We start from the raw sequence: 18,417 nt of genomic DNA on the forward strand, positions 1-18,417 counted from the left end.
TCAGGCGGAGCGTTCAGGGGCAGTCATGCGGAGCGCGACGAACCCGGGGGCGGCCCGTGCTCCCGTGCCGGGTCCGCCCGGTCCGGGACGGCCGCCCGGAGGGCGTCACGGAAGTCGTGCAGGCCTTCGAGCAGTGCGCCGCGCGCCGCGGGTGTCATGACGCCGATCGGCGCCAGGAGCATCTGCTCACGTCGCGACCGCAGCTCGGCCAGGTGGGACTTTCCGCGCTGGGTCAGACGCAGGGTCAGTTCACGCCGGCTCACCGGGCTGGGGGTGCGCTCGACGAAGCCCAGTGCTTCGAGGCGGTCGCAGAGGCGGCTGACGGACGACGGGGCGGCCCCCAGCAGATGGCCGAGCCTGCGGAGATTGATTCCCTCGTCGTGCTCGAGGCTGTACATCACGCGCAGCTGGGACACGGAGACGGCCGACGGGGTGGCCGTGTCCCGGCCCCGCTCCCACAGGACCTCGAGGAGTTCGACGACCTGGCAGGCGGCTCGCGCGGCTTCGGTGGAGCGCTGCGGACGGGGGGCGGGACTTGTCGTCATACCTGCACACTCCGCGTCGGATCCGGACCGTAACCGTATGTCCTTTGCGTGTACCCACCCGGGGTGAGCGTATTTGCGCCGTGGCTGTCTGGCGAGGATCCGCCGCAGGCGTCCCTGCGAGTTCTGTCGTGAGCCTCGCCGCGAGGTCCCGACGTTCCGACTTGACCAATTCTTGCGTTAGGGCAACTGTTGTGGGGGAAGAAGGGTCCGCGACAGTGAACAGGGCGAGTGCGCCCAAGACCAGGGAGGCGTCATGGCCACGGTGGCAGCAGCAGCAGCGGTGGAGCAGTCGACGGACCTGGACGAGACCTCTCCTGCCCACGGCCCGGGCGGCGATCTGCTGCCGCGCATCGACGACGCCTCCGGGATGGCGACTGCGGACGCCCGGTCGCTCTCGAAGGTGTTCTTCGACAGGATGCGGCAGCTCGAGGAAGGCACGCCGGAGTACCAGTACGCGCGGAACACCTTGATCGAGATGAACATCTCGCTGGTCAAGTACGTCGCGCGCCGCTTCCGGAACCGGGCGGAGCCCGACGAGGACGTCGTCCAGGTGGGCACGATCGGCCTCATCAAGGCCATCGACCGGTTCGACCTCAGCCGCGAGGTCGAGTTCACGTCATTCGCCGTCCCGTACATCCTCGGCGAGATCAAGCGGTTCTTCCGGGACACGAGCTGGGCCGTACACGTGCCGCGGCGGCTGCAGGAGCTGCGGCTGGAGCTGGTGCAGGCGTCCAACGAGCTGTCCGGCACGCTGCACCGCTCACCCACGGCATCGGAGCTGGCCGAGCACATGGGGCTGCCGGTCGAGGAGGTCTCCGAAGGCATCCTCGCCATGAACGGCTATGTGGCCGGCTCCTTCGACGTGCCCAACACCGAGGGTGGTGACAATGGCGAGGGCTCCATCGCCGACCGCTTCGGAGACATCGACCCGGCGCTGGATCTCGTCGAGGATCTGCAGGCGCTCAAGCCCCTGCTCGAAGAACTCGACGACCGGGACCGCCTCATCCTGCAGCTCCGCTTCGGTGACGAGCTGAAGCAGTCGGAGATCGGGGCGAGGCTGGGCATCTCCCAGATGCAGGTCTCACGGCTCCTCAGCCGCACGCTCGCGAAGCTGCGCAAGGAGATGCTGGCCTAGGGCCTCGGGGCCGGGCGGGCCCGGCGGGCGCCGACCCTTGATCGAGGGAGCCCGATCACGCCGAACGGGCGTCCTTGGCCGAGGAGTTGCGCTGTGCGGCGCCGAGTCCAGCTCCGCCCAGCGCGTCCTGAAAACTGGTGAGCCCTTTCAACAGGGCGTTGCGCCCCGAAGGCGGCATGTCGGCGACCACCGCCAGGAGTGCCTCCTGCCGCTGGGCCCTCAGGTCGCGCAGGTAGGCCTTGCCGTGGGCGGTGAGATGCAGCTCCAGCTCCCGTCGGCTGACCGGACTGGGGAGCCGCTGGACGAAACCGAGGGCCTCCAGGCGGTCGCACAGGCGGCTGACCGACGGCGGAGTCGATCCGAGCGCCTCGCCGAGGGTGCGGAGGTTGATCCCCTCCTCGCGGTCCAGGCTGTACAGCACGCGGAGCTGCGACGCCGACACGGGGGTCGAGGACACCATGTCCCTGCCGCGTTCCCACAGCACTTCGAGCAGCTCGATGAGCTCTCGGGCAGCATGAGCGGTCTCCTGCTGCCGCTCATGGGGAGCAGCGGGTTTCGCGTCCATAGGGGTGACACTCCGAATCAGGCGTTCTCGGCCGGTCGCCGCACAACAACCCTATCTTTCCACCAGAGGTCTCCACGGTGCCTTGCGTCCGGGCTTGCCATGACTCGAGGCCTCCGCGCGGGATCTTGGGCAGGATCGCCCGAGGATCGTGCTGCCGAACGTCGTCGGTCTCCCGGCCCGGGGCATGGTGACGGAATTCGTGCGTGGTGTCACTCCGGGAAACCGGGGAAGCCGAATGAACGCAGAGACGCTTCGCGAATTGATACCGGGAAGGAGGCACTGCGTGATGATCGTTACTTCAGCGGAAGCGGACATCGGCGATGCACGTCGCGCCACTTCGGAATATGTGGGCCGGGCGTGCCCGCACGCTGATGTGGACGACGTGGTCCTCGTGGTGTCCGAGCTGGTGACCAACGCGGTCAAGCACACCGTCGGCTGGTGGCGACTGAGGGTCCAGGTGCACCGGAACCGGCTGGTCGTGGACATCGACGACGCCGACTGGGCCCCTCCTGTGGAGCGGCCCGCCGACTTCGACGCGACAGGAGGCCGGGGCTGGCACATCGTGCAGCTGCTGGCCGGAGATGTCGAGGTGCTGGAGCGATCGAGCGGCAAGACCGTGCGTGCCAGCTGGTCCTGCGGCTCCGCCGCCGCGCACTGCGCCTGAATCTCCTCGACCCCCAGCGGGGTCTCCGAGCGCCGCGGCACTCGCGGGAAAAGCAACTCCGTTGACAGACACGGCAGTTCTGTCGCCCGTGAATGGCGCGCCGCCCGAGGAACCGTGTGCACAACGAAGCTGAGGGGCCGGGCGCACACGGAACCCGCGGGCATCCCGTGCACACGGAATACGCACGATGTCCGCGCTTTTCATCCTCAGGTGACCGTGGGCGACGCGAATGGCCATACCGAATAGGCCTGTTCGGGCCGTCGGTGGTTTGAGCCCGGCCTCATCGGTGAGTCGGAAAGGACGCCCGCGGAGCGCCGGGCGTAAGACCGAGAAATGCGAGAGAAGGGAAGGATGACCGCACCATGAGGAACTGGCGAAATGACGCGGCCTGCCGTGACGAGGACCCGGAGCTGTTCTTTCCCATCGGCACCACAGGGCCGGCCCTGATGCAGGCCAAGGAGGCGAAAGCCGTGTGTCGGCGGTGTCCGGTGGCCGAGACGTGTCTCGAGTGGGCCATGGAAGTCGGCCAGGACTCCGGGGTGTGGGGCGGACTGGACGAAGCCGAGCGCCGCGCGCTCAAGCGCCGCGTATCGCGCCGGCGCGCCAAGGCAGCCGAAAGCTGACGTTTCCTCCGCGAGCCGAGCCGGGGTACCCTGCCTCGTAATTTGTCGTATGACAACGGTCAGGCCGACGTGCCGAGGCGTTGAGGATTGGTCATGGCTGACACGACGGTCGAGGGTTCGCGTCCGGTACCGCGGTCACGTGGGCGTGCGGTGGGCAAGGTGGGGGAGCCGGAGCTGCGACAGCTGCTGGCGGGGCTCACAGCCGTACGCGACGGCGACTTCGGCACCCGGCTGCCGGACGAGGCGGACGGTCTGCTGGGCGAGATCGCCGGTGTGTTCAACGGCATGGTGGACCAGCTCTCGCTGTTCACCTCCGAAGTGACCCGGGTCGCCCGCGAAGTCGGCACCGAAGGAACTCTGGGCGGTCAGGCGGAGGTTCCGGGCGTCTCCGGCACCTGGGCGGACCTGACGGACTCGGTCAACGCGATGGCGGGCAACCTCACCACCCAGGTCCGTGACATCGCCCATGTGGCCACGGCGGTCGCCAGGGGCGATCTGTCGCAGAAGATCGACGTGGACGCTCGGGGCGAGATCCTGGAGCTGAAGAACACCATCAACACGATGGTCGACCAGCTGTCGTCGTTCGCCGACGAGGTGACGCGCATGGCGCGGGACGTCGGCACCGAAGGGATCCTCGGCGGCCAGGCCGACGTCAAGGGCGTCTCCGGCACCTGGCGCGACCTGACCGACTCCGTGAACTTCATGGCCGGCAACCTCACGGCCCAGGTGCGCTCCATCGCCCATGTGGCCACGGCGGTCGCCAGGGGCGATCTGTCGCAGAAGATCGACGTGGACGCTCGGGGCGAGATCCAGGAGCTGAAGAACACCATCAACACGATGGTCGACCAGCTGTCGTCGTTCGCCGACGAGGTGACCCGCGTCGCCCGCGAGGTCGGCACCGAGGGCAACCTCGGCGGCCAGGCGACCGCCCGGGGCGCCTCCGGTACATGGAAGGACCTCACGGACAACGTCAACGTGATGGCGTCGAACCTGACCGGCCAGGTGCGCTCCATCGCCGACGTCGCCAACGCCGTGGCGCGCGGGGACCTCTCGCGGAAGATCACGGTAGAGGCCAAGGGCGAGGTCGCCGCGCTCGCCGACGTCATCAACACCATGGTCGACACCCTGTCCGCGTTCGCCGACGAGGTGACCCGCGTCGCCCGCGAGGTCGGCACCGAAGGATGCCTCGGCGGCCAGGCCCGGGTGCCCAACGTCGCCGGCACCTGGAAGGACCTGACCGACAACGTCAATTCCATGGCGAACAACCTGACCGGCCAGGTCCGCAATATCGCCCTGGTCACCACCGCCGTCGCCAACGGAGACCTGTCCAAGAAGATCGACGTCGACGCGCGCGGGGAGATCCTGGAGCTGAAGACGACCATCAACACGATGGTCGATCAGCTCTCCTCCTTCGCGGCCGAGGTGACCCGCGTCGCCCGCGAGGTGGGCAGCGAGGGCCGGCTCGGCGGGCAGGCCGAGGTCGAAGGCGTCTCGGGAACCTGGAAGCGCCTCACCGAGAACGTCAACGAATTGGCCGGCAACCTCACCCGCCAGGTGCGGGCCATCGCCGAGGTCGCCAGCGCCGTCGCGGAGGGCGATCTGACCCGGTCGATCACCGTCGACGCCTCCGGTGAGGTCGCCGAACTCAAGGACCACATCAACTCCATGGTCGAGTCCCTGCGCGATACGACGCGGGCCAACCAGGAGCAGGACTGGCTGAAGTCGAGCCTCGCCCGGATCTCCGAACTCATGCAGGGCCACCGGGACCTGGCCGTGGTCGCCGAGCTCGTCATGGACGAACTCACCCCGCTCGTCGCCGCCCAGTACGGCGCTTTCTACCTCGCGGAGGAGACGCCCTCAGGCACCGAGCTGAGGCTCGTGGGCTCCTACGGGCGCCCGGCGGAGGGCGCCGGCCACGAGCGGTTCAAGCTGGGCGAGTCCCTGGTGGGACAGGCGGCCCGCAGCCGGCGGGTGATCGCCGCCGACGGTGTGCCCGGGGACTACGTCCGGATCTCGTCCGGGCTCGGCAGCACCACGCCGGGGAGCCTGATCGTGCTGCCGATCTGCGTCGACGACCAGGTCCTCGGCGTCATCGAGCTGGCCTCCTTCACCGCGTTCGCCCCCATTCACCGCGACTTCCTCGAGCAGTTGATGGAGACGGTGGGCGTCAACGTCAACACCATCGTCGCCAACGCCCGCACCGACGAACTGCTCGGTGAATCGCAGCGGCTCGCCGCCGAACTCCAGTCGCGCTCCGAACAACTGCAGGTCCAGCAGGACGAACTGCAGCGCTCCAACGCCGAACTGGAGGAGAAGGCCGCCCTACTGGTCGCCCAGAACAGCGACATCGAGACCAAGAACCTGGAGATCGAGCAGGCGCGGCAGGAACTGGAGGACCGCGCGCAGCAACTGTCGCTCGCGTCCAAGTACAAGTCCGAGTTCCTGGCCAACATGAGCCACGAGCTGCGCACCCCGCTCAACAGCCTGCTGATCCTGGCCCAGTTGCTGGCCCAGAACCCGACCCGTAACCTCACCGCCAAGCAGGTCGAGTACGCCGGCATCATCCACTCGGCGGGCTCCGACCTGCTCCAGCTGATCAACGACATCCTCGACCTCTCGAAGGTCGAGGCCGGGAAGATGGACGTGAACCCGGAGCGCGTCGCGCTGCGGCAGCTGCTCGACTACGTGGAGGCGACCTTCCGGCCCCTCACCAGCCAGAAGAACCTCCAGTTCACCATCACCACTGCCCCCGGCGTACCGGGCGACGTGCTGACGGACGACTCCCGGCTGCGGCAGGTGCTGCGGAACCTGATCTCCAACGCGGTCAAGTTCACCGAACGCGGCAGTGTGGAGCTGCGCATCGAGCCGGCCGGCGACGGTGACCTGCCCCGCCCCGTGCAGCGCGGCGGCGACGTCGTGGCGTTCCGGGTCAAGGACACCGGAATCGGCATCGCCGAGCAGCAGCTCGAAACCATTTTCGGCGCTTTCCAGCAGGCGGACGGCACCACCAGCCGCAAATACGGGGGCACCGGGCTGGGCCTGTCCATCAGCCGCGAGATCGCCCATCTGCTCGGCGGCGCCCTCACCGTGGAGAGCACCCCGGGCAAGGGCAGCACCTTCACCCTGTATCTGCCCGTCGCCCGCACCGACTTCCAGGAGGAGACGGCAGGCGACCCGGCCGCCCCCGCCCGCGACGAGTCCGCGCCGCTGCCCGTCGGCGGGCAGCGCCCCGCGGCCACCACCGTCGCACCGCCCCGACAGCCGCGCCGGCTGCTCGTCATCGAGGAACGCCCGCGCGGGCTGCTGTCCCTCGTCGCGGAGAGCGCGGTGGCCGAACTCGCGGCCGGAGGCCGGAGCGACCGCGAGGACATCGAGGTCATCGCGGCGGTCGGGCCGCAGGAAGCCGCCGCGGCCCTCGCCGCCGCGCCGTTCCACTGCGTGGTCCTCGAACTCGACATGGCCGACGGCGAAGCCCTGCGCTTCCTCGACGCGATGGACGGCGACGCCGCACTGCGCACCGTGCCCGTACTCGCCCACAACAACCGGCGCCTCGACGCCGCGCACGAGCGGGCGCTGCAGTCGCGTGCGAAGGAGCGGCCGATGGAGCTGCTCTCCAGCCTGGACGAGCTGCGGGAACGGATCGCGTTGCACCTCTTCGCCGAACAGCCCGGTGACGTGGTGCCGCTGGTCCGCGCCGGAGAACCCCGCCCGCAGGCTCCGCAGCACCTCGACGGCACGCTCCACGGCCGGACCGTGCTGGTCGTCGACGACGACGCCCGCAACCTCTACGCGATCAGCGGCATTCTGGAGCTCCACGGGATCCAGGTCCTGCACGCGGAGAACGGCCGCATGGGAATCGAGGCCCTGGCCGAGAACCCGGACATCGATCTGATCCTGATGGACGTGATGATGCCCGAGATGGACGGCTACGCGGCGACGGCGGAGATCAGGCGGATGCCGGCGCACGCCGATCTGCCCGTCATCGCGGTCACCGCGAAGGCGATGCCCGGGGACAGGGAGAAGAGCCTTGCCTCCGGCGCAAGCGACTACGTCACGAAGCCGGTGGACGCGGTTGACCTCATCGCTTGTGTCCGCCGTTGGCTGGACGGCCGCTAGGGCCCCCTCCGAGCCGGACCACGACGGACACCTGTCCGGTGTCCACCCCCATCACGCAGCATCCCATCGAGGAGTCAGCGCCTTGAGTGCTCCTGAACACCGCGGAGACCCCACCGGGGACGAGGTGCGGCCCTCGGGCTCCGGGCGGCAGCCGGCCCTCTCCATGCCGATGGTCACCCACGCCCCCGGCGCAGTGCTCCCGCCCGACGCCGGCCGGCCGCCCGTTCCCGCGCGGGGATCCGTTCCCGCGCCCGGCGCCGCCCCGAAGGACGCCCTCCAGGGCCACACCTCGACCGTCGGCCGGCTTGCCGCCACGGTCGAACGGCTGCGCGGGGAAGTGCGGGCGGCACACGCCGCCGCGGACGGCCGAGCACTGATCGAACTCGCCAAGGGCGTGATGATCGAGCGGCTCCGGTGCGGGCCCGCGCAGGCGGCGCGTCAGCTCTCCGAACTTGCCGAGCAGGCCGGCCTGTCGCAGCTGGCGCTGGCCGCGGACATCATCAACCAGGCGGCCCAGGACCGTGTCGCCGAAGTGGCGGACGACTTCGTCCGGCGGACCAACGGCGAAGCCGCGCCGGAGGGGGACGGCGGCGCGTCCGTCGCCGTGCGTCTGCGCACCGCGGAGAGCGCCGCGCTGGCCGCAAGCGACACCCAGGCCGTCGCCGAATCCCTGCTCGAACACGCGCTGGCCCCGCTCGGGGCCACCGCCGTAGCCATCTGGACGGCAGGCTCGGACGCCTCGCTCACCCTCTGCGGTCACGCCGGGTTCAGCCCCGACGAGGCAGCGCGCTGGCGATACGTACCACCCGGGGTGGCGACCGTCGCCCGCCAGGCACTGAGCGGGCGGCACACCGTGCGGATCCGTTCCCTCGCGGCCGACGAAGTCCCCTCCATCGGACGTACGCAGACACCCGAAGGCGGACGTGTCGCGCTGCCGGCCGGGACCGGCGGCCGTGTGCACGGTGTGCTGGAGATCTGCTGGCCCCAGCCGCTCGCGCCCCAGTCGCCCGCCGTCGAGCGGCAGCTGGAAGCGATGGCCGAGCTGTGCGCCCACACCCTGGAAAGCCTCCCCGAGGGCGCCGGGAGCCACCTGGCCGCCGCTGAACTCGCCGATGTGTCCGAACTGGTCGACCTGGCCGACGGCCTGTACGACCCCGCGCTGGTCCTCACGCCGCATCTCGACGCCGAGGGCCATCTCGTCGATTTCCGTATCCGCCACGCGAACAGCCGCTTCCTCGACCCGGCGGGACGCGTCCGCGGCGCCGTCAACGGAGCGCTGCTGCTGGAGGCCTACCCGACGGCCGCGGACGACAGCGAACTCTTCGAGAAGATCGAACGCGTCTACGCCACCGGCGAGCCGTTCCGCGCCCGGCGGATGACGCTGACCGCCCTCGTCGACCAGGTGCCGCTGTCCTCCGTCGCCGACCTCAGTATCAGCCGGCACGGCGGCAGCGTCCTTCTGATCTGGCGCATCGAGGACGAGACGGCCCGCCTCGCCAGCCTGCTCCAGCACGCGCAGCGTCTCGGCCGCATCGGCGGCTTCGAGGAGAACCTCGTGACCGGCGAGATCACCTGGAACAGCCAGCTCTTCGCTCTGTACGGACTCGACGTCTGCGACAACGCCGTATCACTGTACGACCTCGCCGACCACGCGCACCCGGACGACGCCGTCGCCATCGGCCGCTTCCTCCAGGCGGTGCTCCACCACCGCCGTGCCACCTCGACGGCGTTCCGCCTTCAGCGTCCCGACGGAGTCACGCGCCACATCCGGGTCATCGCCGAGCCGGTCCTCGACGCTGACGACCGGCTTCTCGCCGTACGCGGGGCGTACCAGGACATATCGTCCCAGCACTGGACCGAGGTGGCCCTCGCCGCCACCCGCGACCAGCTCGCGCAGACCGAACAGGAGTCGGCCGAGCGCAACCGGCTGGCCCTGCAGCTCCAGCACGCCATCATGCCGCCCTCCCGCGCCCCGCTGGACGCTCCCGGCCTCCAGGTCGCGGTCCGCTACCGGCCCGCGGAGACGGAGTCGCTGGTGGGCGGAGACTGGTACGACGCCGTCGTTCTGCCGTCCAAACGGATCCTGCTGTGCGTGGGGGACATCGCCGGCCACGGCATCGACGCGGCGACGGGCATGGTGGTCCTGCGCAACGCCATGCGGGGCCTTGCCGTCACGGGCGCCGGCCCGGGGCAGCTGCTGTCGTGGCTGAACATCGTGGCTCACCACCTCACCGAGCAGGTCACCGCCACCGCGGTCTGCGGCGTCTTCGACCCCGAGACCCGTGTCCTGCGCTGGGCGCGGGCGGGCCACCTGCCACCGGTACTGGTGCGCGGAGAGGAGGCGAACACCCTGCCGCTGCTCGGCGGCCTGCTCCTCGGCGCGCTCGCGGAGGCGCAGTACGAGGAGTCCGAGGTGCAGCTCGAACCGGACGACACGCTGCTGATGTACACGGACGGCCTGGTCGAGCGCCGGGACACCGCCGTCCACGAGTCCCTCACCCAGCTTCTCGCCACGGCCGGGGCCCCCGCCGCCTCGCTCGAACGCCGGCTCGACCAACTGCTCACGCACAGCAGGTCGGACACGGACGACGACACATGCCTCATCGGCGTTCAGGTGTCATGAGCGGGCGCCCGTGGCCTCCCCGAGGCCGGAATGCAGCGGCAGGCCGCGCGGCCGAGGGTGGATCCTGCCCCGCGCTCCCTGTCACCGAGCCGATATCGCCCAGGTGATGAGATGACGCATACCCAGGACCTGCCCGGGACCTCCTCTTCCGCGCCGAAGGCCCAGGCCGCGCCGGCCGCGGCCGACCGCGCGGTGCGCATAAGACGGCGGCTGGAACGGCTGATAGGCATTGCCGCGACCGAGGGCAACGCACTCACGCCGCTCCGCAACGGGGACCAGATCTTCGCCGCGATGCTCGCCGGCATCCGCTCCGCCCGGCACACGGTCGACATGATGACCTTCGTGTACTGGAAGGGCGACATCGCCCGTGAATTCGCCGAGGCGCTGGCCGAGCGCGCCCGCGCCGGGGTGCGGGTCCGGCTGCTGCTGGACGGCTTCGGAAGCCGTCTGATCGAGAAGGACCAGCTGCGGGTGATGGAGCAGGCGGGCGTGCATGTGGCCTGGTTCAGGAAGCCTCTGTACCTCTCACCGCTGAAGCAGAACCACCGCTGCCATCGCAAGGTCCTCGTCGTCGACGAGCATGTGGCCTTCACCGGCGGCGTGGGCATCGCCGAGGAATGGTGCGGCGACGCCCGCAACGAGCACGAGTGGCGCGACACGCATGTCGAGGTTCGGGGCCCCGCCGTGGACGGCATCGCCGCGGCCTTCGCCCAGAACTGGGCCGAATGCCACGACGAACTCTTCGACGACCGCGACCGCTTCGTCGACCACCGGCCGCAGGGCGACGCGGTCGTGCAGGTGGTGCGTGGTTCGGCCAGCTTCGGCTGGCAGGACATGCAGACCCTGATCAGGGTCATGCTCGAGTCCGCGGAGGAGCGCGTCCGGCTGGCGACGGCGTACTTCGCCCCCGACGCCTACTTCATCGAGCTGCTCTGCGCCACCTCACGCCGCGGCGTCGAGGTGCAGATCCTGCTGCCCGGCCCGCACACCGACAAACGGGTCTGCCGGTTGGCGGGCCGGCGCTTCTACGAGGACCTCGTCGAATGCGGCGTGAAGATCTACGAGTACCAGCCGACGATGATGCACGCCAAAGTCATCACGATGGACGGGATCGCGGCCCTGACCGGCTCGACCAACTTCAACCGCCGCTCCCTCGACCACGACGAAGAGGTCATGCTCGCCGTCCTGGACGAGCAGTTCACCGCGACGCTCGACGAGCACTTCGAGCAGGATCTCGCCGTGAGCGAGAAGATCGGCGCGGGCCGCTGGAAGACGCGTTCCCTGGCGCAGCGTGCCCGTGAGGCGGCCGTTGTGCCCATTCGCCGGTTCCTGTGACGCACGGGAGCCTTCTCCGGACAGGGCGCGGAGCGCCCGGGCGGCCGTAAGGCGGACCCCCCGCCTCGGGCCGATCGCGCAGCGCGTCGGCCGGCGTAGAGGCCCACCATCGAGGACGTCCCGTGGTCGGGCGCCTCTCCGCTTGCGATGCACGGTCCGCCGAACGTGCAACCGACCAGCGTGCATTGTCGGTGGTACGAGGGTCCCGACTCGAACCCGATCGGTTCCTGAGAGGCCGAGGTCAACTCTTGACCCCTGTGGCCCCGGCCACTACTTTGCGACAGACGCCCGACTCATCACTACCGGAAGGAGGCGACCAGCGGATGTACACCTGCTCTGATCTTGGTCGCCTCGCCCAGCGCACGGTCTGGGTTCCGGGTCGGATCGCGCACGGCTGCTGAGCACGCCGTTCTGATGTGCCCGTCCCTGGCACATTCCGGGGTTCGCGTCACCATCTCCCGGCACACCGCTGTTGTGTGCCGTTTTGCGCCTGCTCCTCTCACGTGGCGCGTCTGAACACAGAAAGCTGCCTGAAATTGGCGAACATGATGAATCGACCGATCACGCACCGAAACGAAGGCCTGTCATGACAGAGGCGCGGATCACGGTCAATGGGAAAGAAACACCGATTTCACCGGCTGCGCCCCACACCACAGCGCTGGATTTCCTGCGCGAGCGTGGCCTCACCGGTACCAAGGAGGGCTGCGCCGAGGGTGAATGCGGCGCTTGCTCGGTCCTGGTGGCCCGTCCCGGGGTGAACAAGCCCACCGACTGGGTGGCGGTCAACGCCTGCCTGGTCCCGGCCGCGGCTCTCGACGGTCAGGAGATCATCACCTCCGAGGGTCTCGCCACGGCCGGTGAACCCGGTACGTCCACCTCCCTGCACCCGGTGCAGGAGGAGATGGCGGTCCGCGGCGGCTCCCAGTGCGGATACTGCACGCCGGGATTCATCTGCAGCATGGCCGCCGAGTACTACCGGCCGGGCCGCTGCGCGCCCGCGGACTCGGCCGACAGCGCGGACTCGACCGAGAGCGCCGACGCCGAGCACGGTCCGAACGGCTTCGATCTCCATGCGCTGAGCGGAAACCTGTGCCGCTGCACCGGCTATCGCCCCATTCGCGATGCCGCGTTCGCCGTCGGTGCGCCCGCCGACGAGGACCCGCTGGCGCAGCGTCGCGAGCAGGCCCCGCCCGCGCCGGTTGCCACCGAATACGCCCAGGACGACAGCGCGTTCCTGCGGAAGAGCACCCTGGCCGAGACGTTGGAGCTGCTGCGCGAGCGGCCCGACGCGGTGGTGGTCGCCGGCTCCACGGACTGGGGCGTCGAGGTGAACCTCCGTTCCCGCCGAGCGGATTGTGTGGTCGCCATCGACCGGCTGTCCGAACTGCGGGAGCTACGAGTCGAATCCGACCGCATCGAGATCGGGGCGGCGCTGTCGCTCACCGAGATCGAACGCCGCCTCGACGGCGACGTCCCGCTGCTGGCAGAACTGTTCCCGCAGTTCGCATCCCGGCTCATCCGCAACGGTGCGACCCTCGGCGGCAACCTGGGTACCGGCTCGCCCATCGGTGACAGCCCGCCGGTGCTGCTCGCGTTGGAGGCATCGGTCGTGCTCGTCGACATCGACGGTGAGCGCGAGGTCCCGCTGGTGGACTACTTCACCGGCTACCGGCAGAGTGTGCGCCGTCCGGGTGAGCTGATTCGCGCGGTGCGCATCCCGCTGCCGCTGTCGCCGGTCGCGGCCTTCCACAAGATCGCCAAGCGGCGCTTCGACGACATCTCCAGTGTGGCGGTCGCTTTCGCGCTCGACATCGAGGACGGGATCGTCCGCAAGGCACGCATCGGCCTGGGCGGCGTGGCCGCCACCCCGATTCGCGCGCTCGCCGCCGAGGCGGCCCTGGAGGGCAAGCCGTGGGCGGCGGAGACCGCCGAGGCGGCGGCCGGGGTACTACAGGCCCAGGGCACGCCCATGAACGATCACCGGGCCAGCGCCGGCTACCGCTCCGCGATGCTCGGCCAGAGCCTGTTGAAGCTGTACGCGCACACCACCGAGGCGGTCTCGTCATGAGCCATTTGTCCGAGCGTCCCGAGAAGCCTGTTGTCGGCGTCTCGATGCCGCACGAGAGTGCCGTCCTGCACGTCACGGGCACCGCGCTCTATACCGACGACCTGGTCGGGCGCACGAAGGACGTGCTGCACGCCCATCCGGTCCAGGTCATGAAGGCCCACGGCAGGATCACCGCGTTGCGCACGGCGCCCGCGCTCGCCGTGCCCGGTGTGGTCCGTGTGCTTACCGGTGCCGACGTGCCCGGCGTCAACGATGCCGGGATGAAGCACGACGAACCGCTGTTCCCCGACGAGGTCATGTTCTACGGCCACGCCGTCGCCTGGGTGCTCGGCGAGACCCTGGAGGCGGCCCGGCTCGGTGCGGCGGCCGTCGAGGTCGAACTCGACGAACAGCCCTCCCTGATCACGCTGCAGGACGCGATCGCGGCAGGCAGCTTCCACGGCGCTCAGCCCGTGATGCTGACCGGCGACCTCGACGCCGGCTTCGCCGTCTCCGCGCACGTGTTCACCGGCGAGTTCCAGTTCTCCGATCAGGAACACTTCTACCTGGAGACGCACGCGGCGCTGGCCCATGTCGACGAGGCCGAGCAGGTGTTCGTCCAGAGCAGCACCCAGCACCCTTCGGAGACCCAGGAAATCGTCGCGCACGTGCTCGGCCTGCACAGCCACGAGGTGACAGTGCAGTGTCTGCGGATGGGCGGCGGCTTCGGCGGCAAGGAGATGCAGCCGCACGGGTTCGCGGCCATCGCCGCTCTCGGCGCCAAGCTGACCGGTCGGCCGGTCCGACTGCGGCTCAACCGGACCCAGGATCTCACCATGTCCGGTAAGCGGCACGGGTTCCACGCCAGGTGGAAGATCGGCTTCGACGCCGAGGGTCGCATCCAGGCCCTGGACGCCACTTTGACCGCGGACGGCGGCTGGAGCCTGGACCTCTCCGAGCCCGTGGTGGCCCGTGCGCTGTGCCACATCGACAACACCTACTGGATTCCCAACGCGCGCATCGCCGGTCGCATCGCCAAGACCAACAAGGTGTCCAACACCGCCTTCCGCGGCTTCGGCGGACCGCAGGGAATGCTGGTGATCGAGGACATCATGGGCCGGTGCGCGCCGCTGCTCGGCCTGGACGCGACGGAGTTGCGGGAGCGCAACTTCTATCGGCAGGGTCAGGGGCAGACGACGCCGTACGGACAGCCGGTCGTGCAGCCCCAACGGATCTCCGCCGTCTGGCGGAAGGTTCAGGAGAACGGCGGCGTCGCCGATCGCCGGCGCGAGATCGCCGCCTTCAACGCCGCCCACCCGCACACCAAGCGGGCACTTGCGATCACCGGCATCAAGTTCGGAATCTCGTTCAACCTCACCGCATTCAACCAGTCCGGCGCGCTGGTGCTGATCTACAAGGACGGCTCGGTCCTGATCAACCACGGAGGCACGGAGATGGGCCAGGGCCTGCACACCAAGATGCTGCAGGTGGCCGCGACCACGCTCGGCATCCCGCTGCACAAGGTCCGGCTGGCCCCGACGCGAACCGACAAGGTGCCCAACACCTCCGCCACCGCCGCCAGTTCCGGGGCGGATCTCAACGGCGCGGCGGTGAAGAACGCCTGCGAGCAGTTGCGCGAGCGCCTGCTTCAGGTGGCCGGCACCCAGCTGGGTGCGAACGCCTCGGACGTGCGCATCGTCGAGGGCGTCGCACGCACCCTCGGCAGCGACAAGGAGCTCGCCTGGAACGACCTGGTGCGCACCGCCTACTTCCATCGAGTTCAGTTGTCGGCGGCCGGTTTCTACCGGACCGAGGGTCTGCACTGGGACGCGAAGGCGTTCCAGGGCTCGCCGTTCAAGTACTTCTCCTACGGCGCCGCCGCAGCCGAGGTGGAGGTGGACGGCTTCACCGGCGCGTACCGCATCCGGCGGGTGGACATCGTGCACGATGTCGGCGACAGCCTGTCCCCGATGATCGACATCGGTCAGGTCGAGGGTGGTTTCGTGCAGGGGGCGGGCTGGCTCACGCTCGAGGACCTGCGCTGGGACACCACTGACGGACCGAACCGCGGTCGGCTGCTGACCCAGGCCGCGAGCACCTACAAGCTGCCGAGCTTCTCGGAGATGCCCGAGGAGTTCAACGTCACGCTCTTGGAGAACGCCACCGAGGAGGGCGCGGTATACGGGTCCAAGGCGGTGGGTGAGCCTCCGCTGATGCTGGCCTTCTCGGTGCGAGAGGCGTTGCGGCAGGCCGCCGCCGCGTTCGGGCCGAGCGGGGTCAGCGTCGAGTTGGCTTCGCCCGCGACGCCGGAGGCGGTGTACTGGGCGGTTCAGGCGGCTCGCCAGGGCGATGCCTCCGGGAACGGTCATGCCCGCCACGGGTCTGCCACCCATGGCAGCGCAGGAAACGGGCAGGTTGCAGGCAGCAGGATTCGGACCGACGCAGAAGCATTGAGCGGTGCCTGACATGGCGTGGTTCGCCGCGGTGGCGCGGTTGCGGGCACGCCGGCAGTCCGGCGTGCTGGTGACCGTCGCGACCGTGCGTGGCCATGCCCCGCGCGACGCGGGTGCGAAACTCGTCGTGGGGCAGACCACGACGTGGGGCTCGATCGGTGGCGGCAACGTCGAGGCCGTCGCGATCGACCGGGCCCGGGAGATGATCGCCGCGTCCAAGGCGGAGCCGGAGCTGATCGATTTCGCCCTGAACGACAAGGTGACCAACCAGCATGGCGTGCAGTGCTGCGGCGGCACAGTGTCGGTGCTGCTCGAACCGCTGCCGGTGGTAGGGGCGGTGGCGATCTTCGGCGTCGGGCACGTCGGGCTGGAGCTGGCGCGCATCCTGGCACGTCAGGACCTCGACCTCCATCTCATCGACAGCCGCTCCGACATCCTCACCGAGGAGCGACTCGACGTGCTGGCGGACGCGGTGGCGCAGGTGTACGTGCATCACACGCCGCTGCTGCCCGAGGAGGTGCTGGAGGAGTTGCCGCGCGGCACCCACATCCTGATCATGACCCATGATCACGCCGAGGACGCCGCTCTGTGCGACGCCGCCTTGCGCACCACCCATCTCGGCTCCATCGGGCTGATCGGGTCGGCGGCCAAGTGGGTGCGGTTCCGTAAACGCCTCGCCACCGAGGGCGGTCACGACGAGGCCACCATCGATCGGATCAAGACCCCGATCGGGCTGGCCGACGTCACCGGCAAGGAACCCGCGACCATTGCCGTAAGCGTCGCCGCCGATGTGCTGCGCACCTTCGAAACCGAGGGGAACTGACTCTCCAGCCGGATCTGCTGGGGTGCCCCGCACTCGTGCGAACGCACCTTGTGCGGGGCACCCTCTCGGCACGACCATGCCCGTCACTGCAACAAGCATCGGCCACCAGGGCCGGAACCAGCTCGCGCTCTTCGACGACCCGAACGACATCCCCCCTGCGCCCCGGAGCGCGGATCGCGCTCCGGCAAGCTGTCGCCGGGCTGGTCAACGAGTCCGCCTTCCTCCCGCGCAGCAGGGGGACGGTGCTCATCGGCCCCAGCCGCCCCCGGTTACCAGGAACGAGTCACGCAGTGCCTTGCGCAGTCCGTTGTACGCGTTCGTCGAGTGCCTCGAGCGTCTGCTGGTCTGCGCTCATCTCAGCGCTTCGGCTTGACGGCCAGCGACGGCGTCGCCGAGTCGAGATGCGCGAAGACGACCACGTTCTCGGTGTAGTCCCTGGCGGCACGGTCATAGGCGCCGCCACAGGTGATCAGCCGTACCTGGGCGGTCGGGGAGTCGGCGTAGACCCGCGTGTTGGGGAAGTTGTCCTTGCGGAAGCTCTCCACGGAGTCGACGACGAACTCGGCGATGGTGCCGTCCGCGCGCCGGATGCTGAACCGGCTGCCCCGCTTCAACTCGCTGAGCTCCACGAAGACGGCGGGGGAGGTCTTGGTGTCGAAGTGTCCGCCGATGATCGAGGTGCCGATCTCGCCGGGGGAGGCACCGGCGGCGTGCCAGCCGACCAGGTTCGCGTTGTCGGCAGGCGGCGGGTCCAGCTGCCCCGACGGGCCGATGGCGAGGTCGGTGAAGGGTGCGTTGACCGAGATTTCCGGAATCACCAGGCGGACAGGCGAGGACCGAGGGAGCGACAGCGGTTTTGCCTTCGCGGCCGCGGAGCGCTTGGGGCTGGGTGAGGCGTCCTTCGGGGCTGCCGGAGCGGGGGAGGGCGCGGACGAGCCGGCAGCGGACGGAGACGCGGACGAGCTCTTCGCGGGAGGCGGCGCGGACGGTCCGGCGGCGCAACTGGTGAGCAGACCGACCACCAGCACGGCCATGGCGATAGGCCACAGCAGGATGGGGACAACATGCCGGGACGGACGGGTGGACCACGACGACCTCGACACGGAAGGCAGACCGGCCACCATACGACAACACCTCACTCAAAACCGGTTACAGCAGGAAGAGACACGGGTCATACGGAAAGAGACGTGGGCTGTGGCCGCCGCCCAGCAGGCCGGCGGCCACAGCCACACGTCATTCGCGATCACACTCAGGCAGTGGTGCCACTGTTCGCGCCCTTGCGGCGGAGCATGTAGCCGCCGGCACCCAGGCCACCGAGCAGCAGCAGCGCGCCGGCTGCCATTCCGCTGCTGGAGTTCGCCAGGCCGCCACCACCGGTGTCCATGCCACCGTTGGGCTTGTCGTTGTCCTTGTCGTCCTTGTCGTAGTCGTCCTTGTCGTGGTCGTCCTTGTCGTGGTCGTCCTTCTTGTCGTAGTCGTTCTTGTCGG

At 69.4% G+C, this 18,417-nt stretch carries 12 protein-coding genes and 1 pseudogene; 9 read left to right on the forward strand and 4 right to left on the reverse strand.

From position 1 onward, the window contains the following. Positions 1–23: 23 nt before the first annotated feature. On the reverse strand, positions 24–545 hold the full coding sequence (locus ACIQ7Q_RS09285) for a MarR family winged helix-turn-helix transcriptional regulator (protein WP_403858251.1): 522 nt from the start codon (positions 543–545) through the stop codon (positions 24–26). 253 nt (positions 546–798) lie between these two features. Here ACIQ7Q_RS09285 and ACIQ7Q_RS09290 point away from each other — a divergent pair, with 253 nt between their 5' ends. Beyond that, positions 799–1,680 (forward strand): RNA polymerase sigma factor SigF, encoded by an 882-nt coding sequence (locus tag ACIQ7Q_RS09290; protein ID WP_403858253.1) that lies wholly within the window; start codon positions 799–801, stop codon positions 1,678–1,680. Positions 1,681–1,735: 55 nt separating this feature from the next. Here the strand turns inward: ACIQ7Q_RS09290 and ACIQ7Q_RS09295 are convergent, their stop codons facing one another. Beyond that, a complete protein-coding gene (locus ACIQ7Q_RS09295) occupies positions 1,736–2,245 on the reverse strand; it encodes a MarR family winged helix-turn-helix transcriptional regulator (RefSeq protein WP_403858255.1) in 510 nt (169 codons plus the stop codon). A 286-nt stretch (positions 2,246–2,531) separates the two neighbouring features. On the opposite strand from ACIQ7Q_RS09295, the gene ACIQ7Q_RS09300 reads away from it, so the two are divergent. The 8 genes from ACIQ7Q_RS09300 to xdhC all read left to right on the forward strand — a co-directional run bounded on the left by ACIQ7Q_RS09300 (position 2,532) and on the right by xdhC (position 16,929). Continuing rightward, positions 2,532–2,909: an ATP-binding protein gene (locus tag ACIQ7Q_RS09300; protein ID WP_403858257.1), complete on the forward strand. Its 378-nt coding sequence runs from the start codon at positions 2,532–2,534 to the stop codon at positions 2,907–2,909. A 362-nt stretch (positions 2,910–3,271) separates the two neighbouring features. Beyond that, positions 3,272–3,532 carry a WhiB family transcriptional regulator gene (locus ACIQ7Q_RS09305; RefSeq protein ID WP_403858259.1) on the forward strand — a complete coding sequence of 87 codons (261 nt, stop codon included), beginning with the start codon at positions 3,272–3,274 and terminating at the stop codon, positions 3,530–3,532. Between the two features lie 93 nt (positions 3,533–3,625). Then, the gene (locus ACIQ7Q_RS09310; RefSeq protein ID WP_403858261.1) at positions 3,626–7,648 is read left to right on the forward strand and encodes a HAMP domain-containing protein; all 4,023 of its coding nucleotides are present in this window, start codon (positions 3,626–3,628) and stop codon (positions 7,646–7,648) included. 82 nt (positions 7,649–7,730) lie between these two features. Then, positions 7,731–10,271 carry a SpoIIE family protein phosphatase gene (locus ACIQ7Q_RS09315; protein ID WP_403858263.1) on the forward strand — a complete coding sequence of 847 codons (2,541 nt, stop codon included), beginning with the start codon at positions 7,731–7,733 and terminating at the stop codon, positions 10,269–10,271. Between the two features lie 111 nt (positions 10,272–10,382). After that, on the forward strand, positions 10,383–11,606 hold the full coding sequence (locus tag ACIQ7Q_RS09320) for a phosphatidylserine/phosphatidylglycerophosphate/cardiolipin synthase family protein (protein ID WP_403858265.1): 1,224 nt from the start codon (positions 10,383–10,385) through the stop codon (positions 11,604–11,606). A gap of 586 nt (positions 11,607–12,192) precedes the next feature. Beyond that, positions 12,193–13,674, forward strand: a complete 1,482-nt coding sequence (locus ACIQ7Q_RS09325; protein ID WP_403859158.1) for a xanthine dehydrogenase small subunit — start codon at positions 12,193–12,195, stop codon at positions 13,672–13,674. Beyond that, positions 13,671–16,118, forward strand: a complete 2,448-nt coding sequence (xdhB, locus tag ACIQ7Q_RS09330; RefSeq protein WP_403858267.1) for a xanthine dehydrogenase molybdopterin binding subunit — start codon at positions 13,671–13,673, stop codon at positions 16,116–16,118. Before ACIQ7Q_RS09325 ends, xdhB begins: the two co-directional genes overlap by 4 nt. 1 nt (position 16,119) lies before the next feature. Beyond that, complete coding sequence (gene xdhC / locus ACIQ7Q_RS09335; protein WP_403858269.1) at positions 16,120–16,929, forward strand: xanthine dehydrogenase accessory protein XdhC; 810 nt, start codon at positions 16,120–16,122, stop codon at positions 16,927–16,929. A 356-nt stretch (positions 16,930–17,285) separates the two neighbouring features. On the opposite strand, the gene ACIQ7Q_RS09340 is transcribed toward xdhC, so the two are convergent. Together ACIQ7Q_RS09340 and ACIQ7Q_RS09345 are read right to left on the reverse strand one after the other, a co-directional pair. Beyond that, on the reverse strand, positions 17,286–18,053 hold the full coding sequence (locus tag ACIQ7Q_RS09340) for a class F sortase (protein WP_403858271.1): 768 nt from the start codon (positions 18,051–18,053) through the stop codon (positions 17,286–17,288). A 125-nt stretch (positions 18,054–18,178) separates the two neighbouring features. Beyond that, positions 18,179–18,417: pseudogene (locus ACIQ7Q_RS09345) on the reverse strand (hypothetical protein); the annotation flags it as partial.

The sequence above is a fragment of the Streptomyces sp. NPDC096176 genome (assembly GCF_044763255.1).
GTDB lineage: Bacteria > Actinomycetota > Actinomycetes > Streptomycetales > Streptomycetaceae > Streptomyces.

Excerpts from the sequence above, each read along its gene's own strand:
- ACIQ7Q_RS09310 (WP_403858261.1), top strand. The coding sequence starts at position 3,626 with ATGGCTGACACGACGGTCGAGGGTTCGCGTCCGGTACCGCGGTCACGT.
- ACIQ7Q_RS09320 (WP_403858265.1), top strand. The coding sequence starts at position 10,383 with ATGACGCATACCCAGGACCTGCCCGGGACCTCCTCTTCCGCGCCGAAG.
- ACIQ7Q_RS09295 (WP_403858255.1), bottom strand. The coding sequence starts at position 2,245 with ATGGACGCGAAACCCGCTGCTCCCCATGAGCGGCAGCAGGAGACCGCT.
- ACIQ7Q_RS09290 (WP_403858253.1), top strand. The coding sequence starts at position 799 with ATGGCCACGGTGGCAGCAGCAGCAGCGGTGGAGCAGTCGACGGACCTG.
- ACIQ7Q_RS09300 (WP_403858257.1), top strand. The coding sequence starts at position 2,532 with ATGATCGTTACTTCAGCGGAAGCGGACATCGGCGATGCACGTCGCGCC.
- ACIQ7Q_RS09340 (WP_403858271.1), bottom strand. The coding sequence starts at position 18,053 with ATGGTGGCCGGTCTGCCTTCCGTGTCGAGGTCGTCGTGGTCCACCCGT.
- xdhC (WP_403858269.1), top strand. The coding sequence starts at position 16,120 with ATGGCGTGGTTCGCCGCGGTGGCGCGGTTGCGGGCACGCCGGCAGTCC.
- ACIQ7Q_RS09325 (WP_403859158.1), top strand. The coding sequence starts at position 12,193 with ATGACAGAGGCGCGGATCACGGTCAATGGGAAAGAAACACCGATTTCA.
- ACIQ7Q_RS09305 (WP_403858259.1), top strand. The coding sequence starts at position 3,272 with ATGAGGAACTGGCGAAATGACGCGGCCTGCCGTGACGAGGACCCGGAG.
- ACIQ7Q_RS09285 (WP_403858251.1), bottom strand. The coding sequence starts at position 545 with ATGACGACAAGTCCCGCCCCCCGTCCGCAGCGCTCCACCGAAGCCGCG.
- xdhB (WP_403858267.1), top strand. The coding sequence starts at position 13,671 with ATGAGCCATTTGTCCGAGCGTCCCGAGAAGCCTGTTGTCGGCGTCTCG.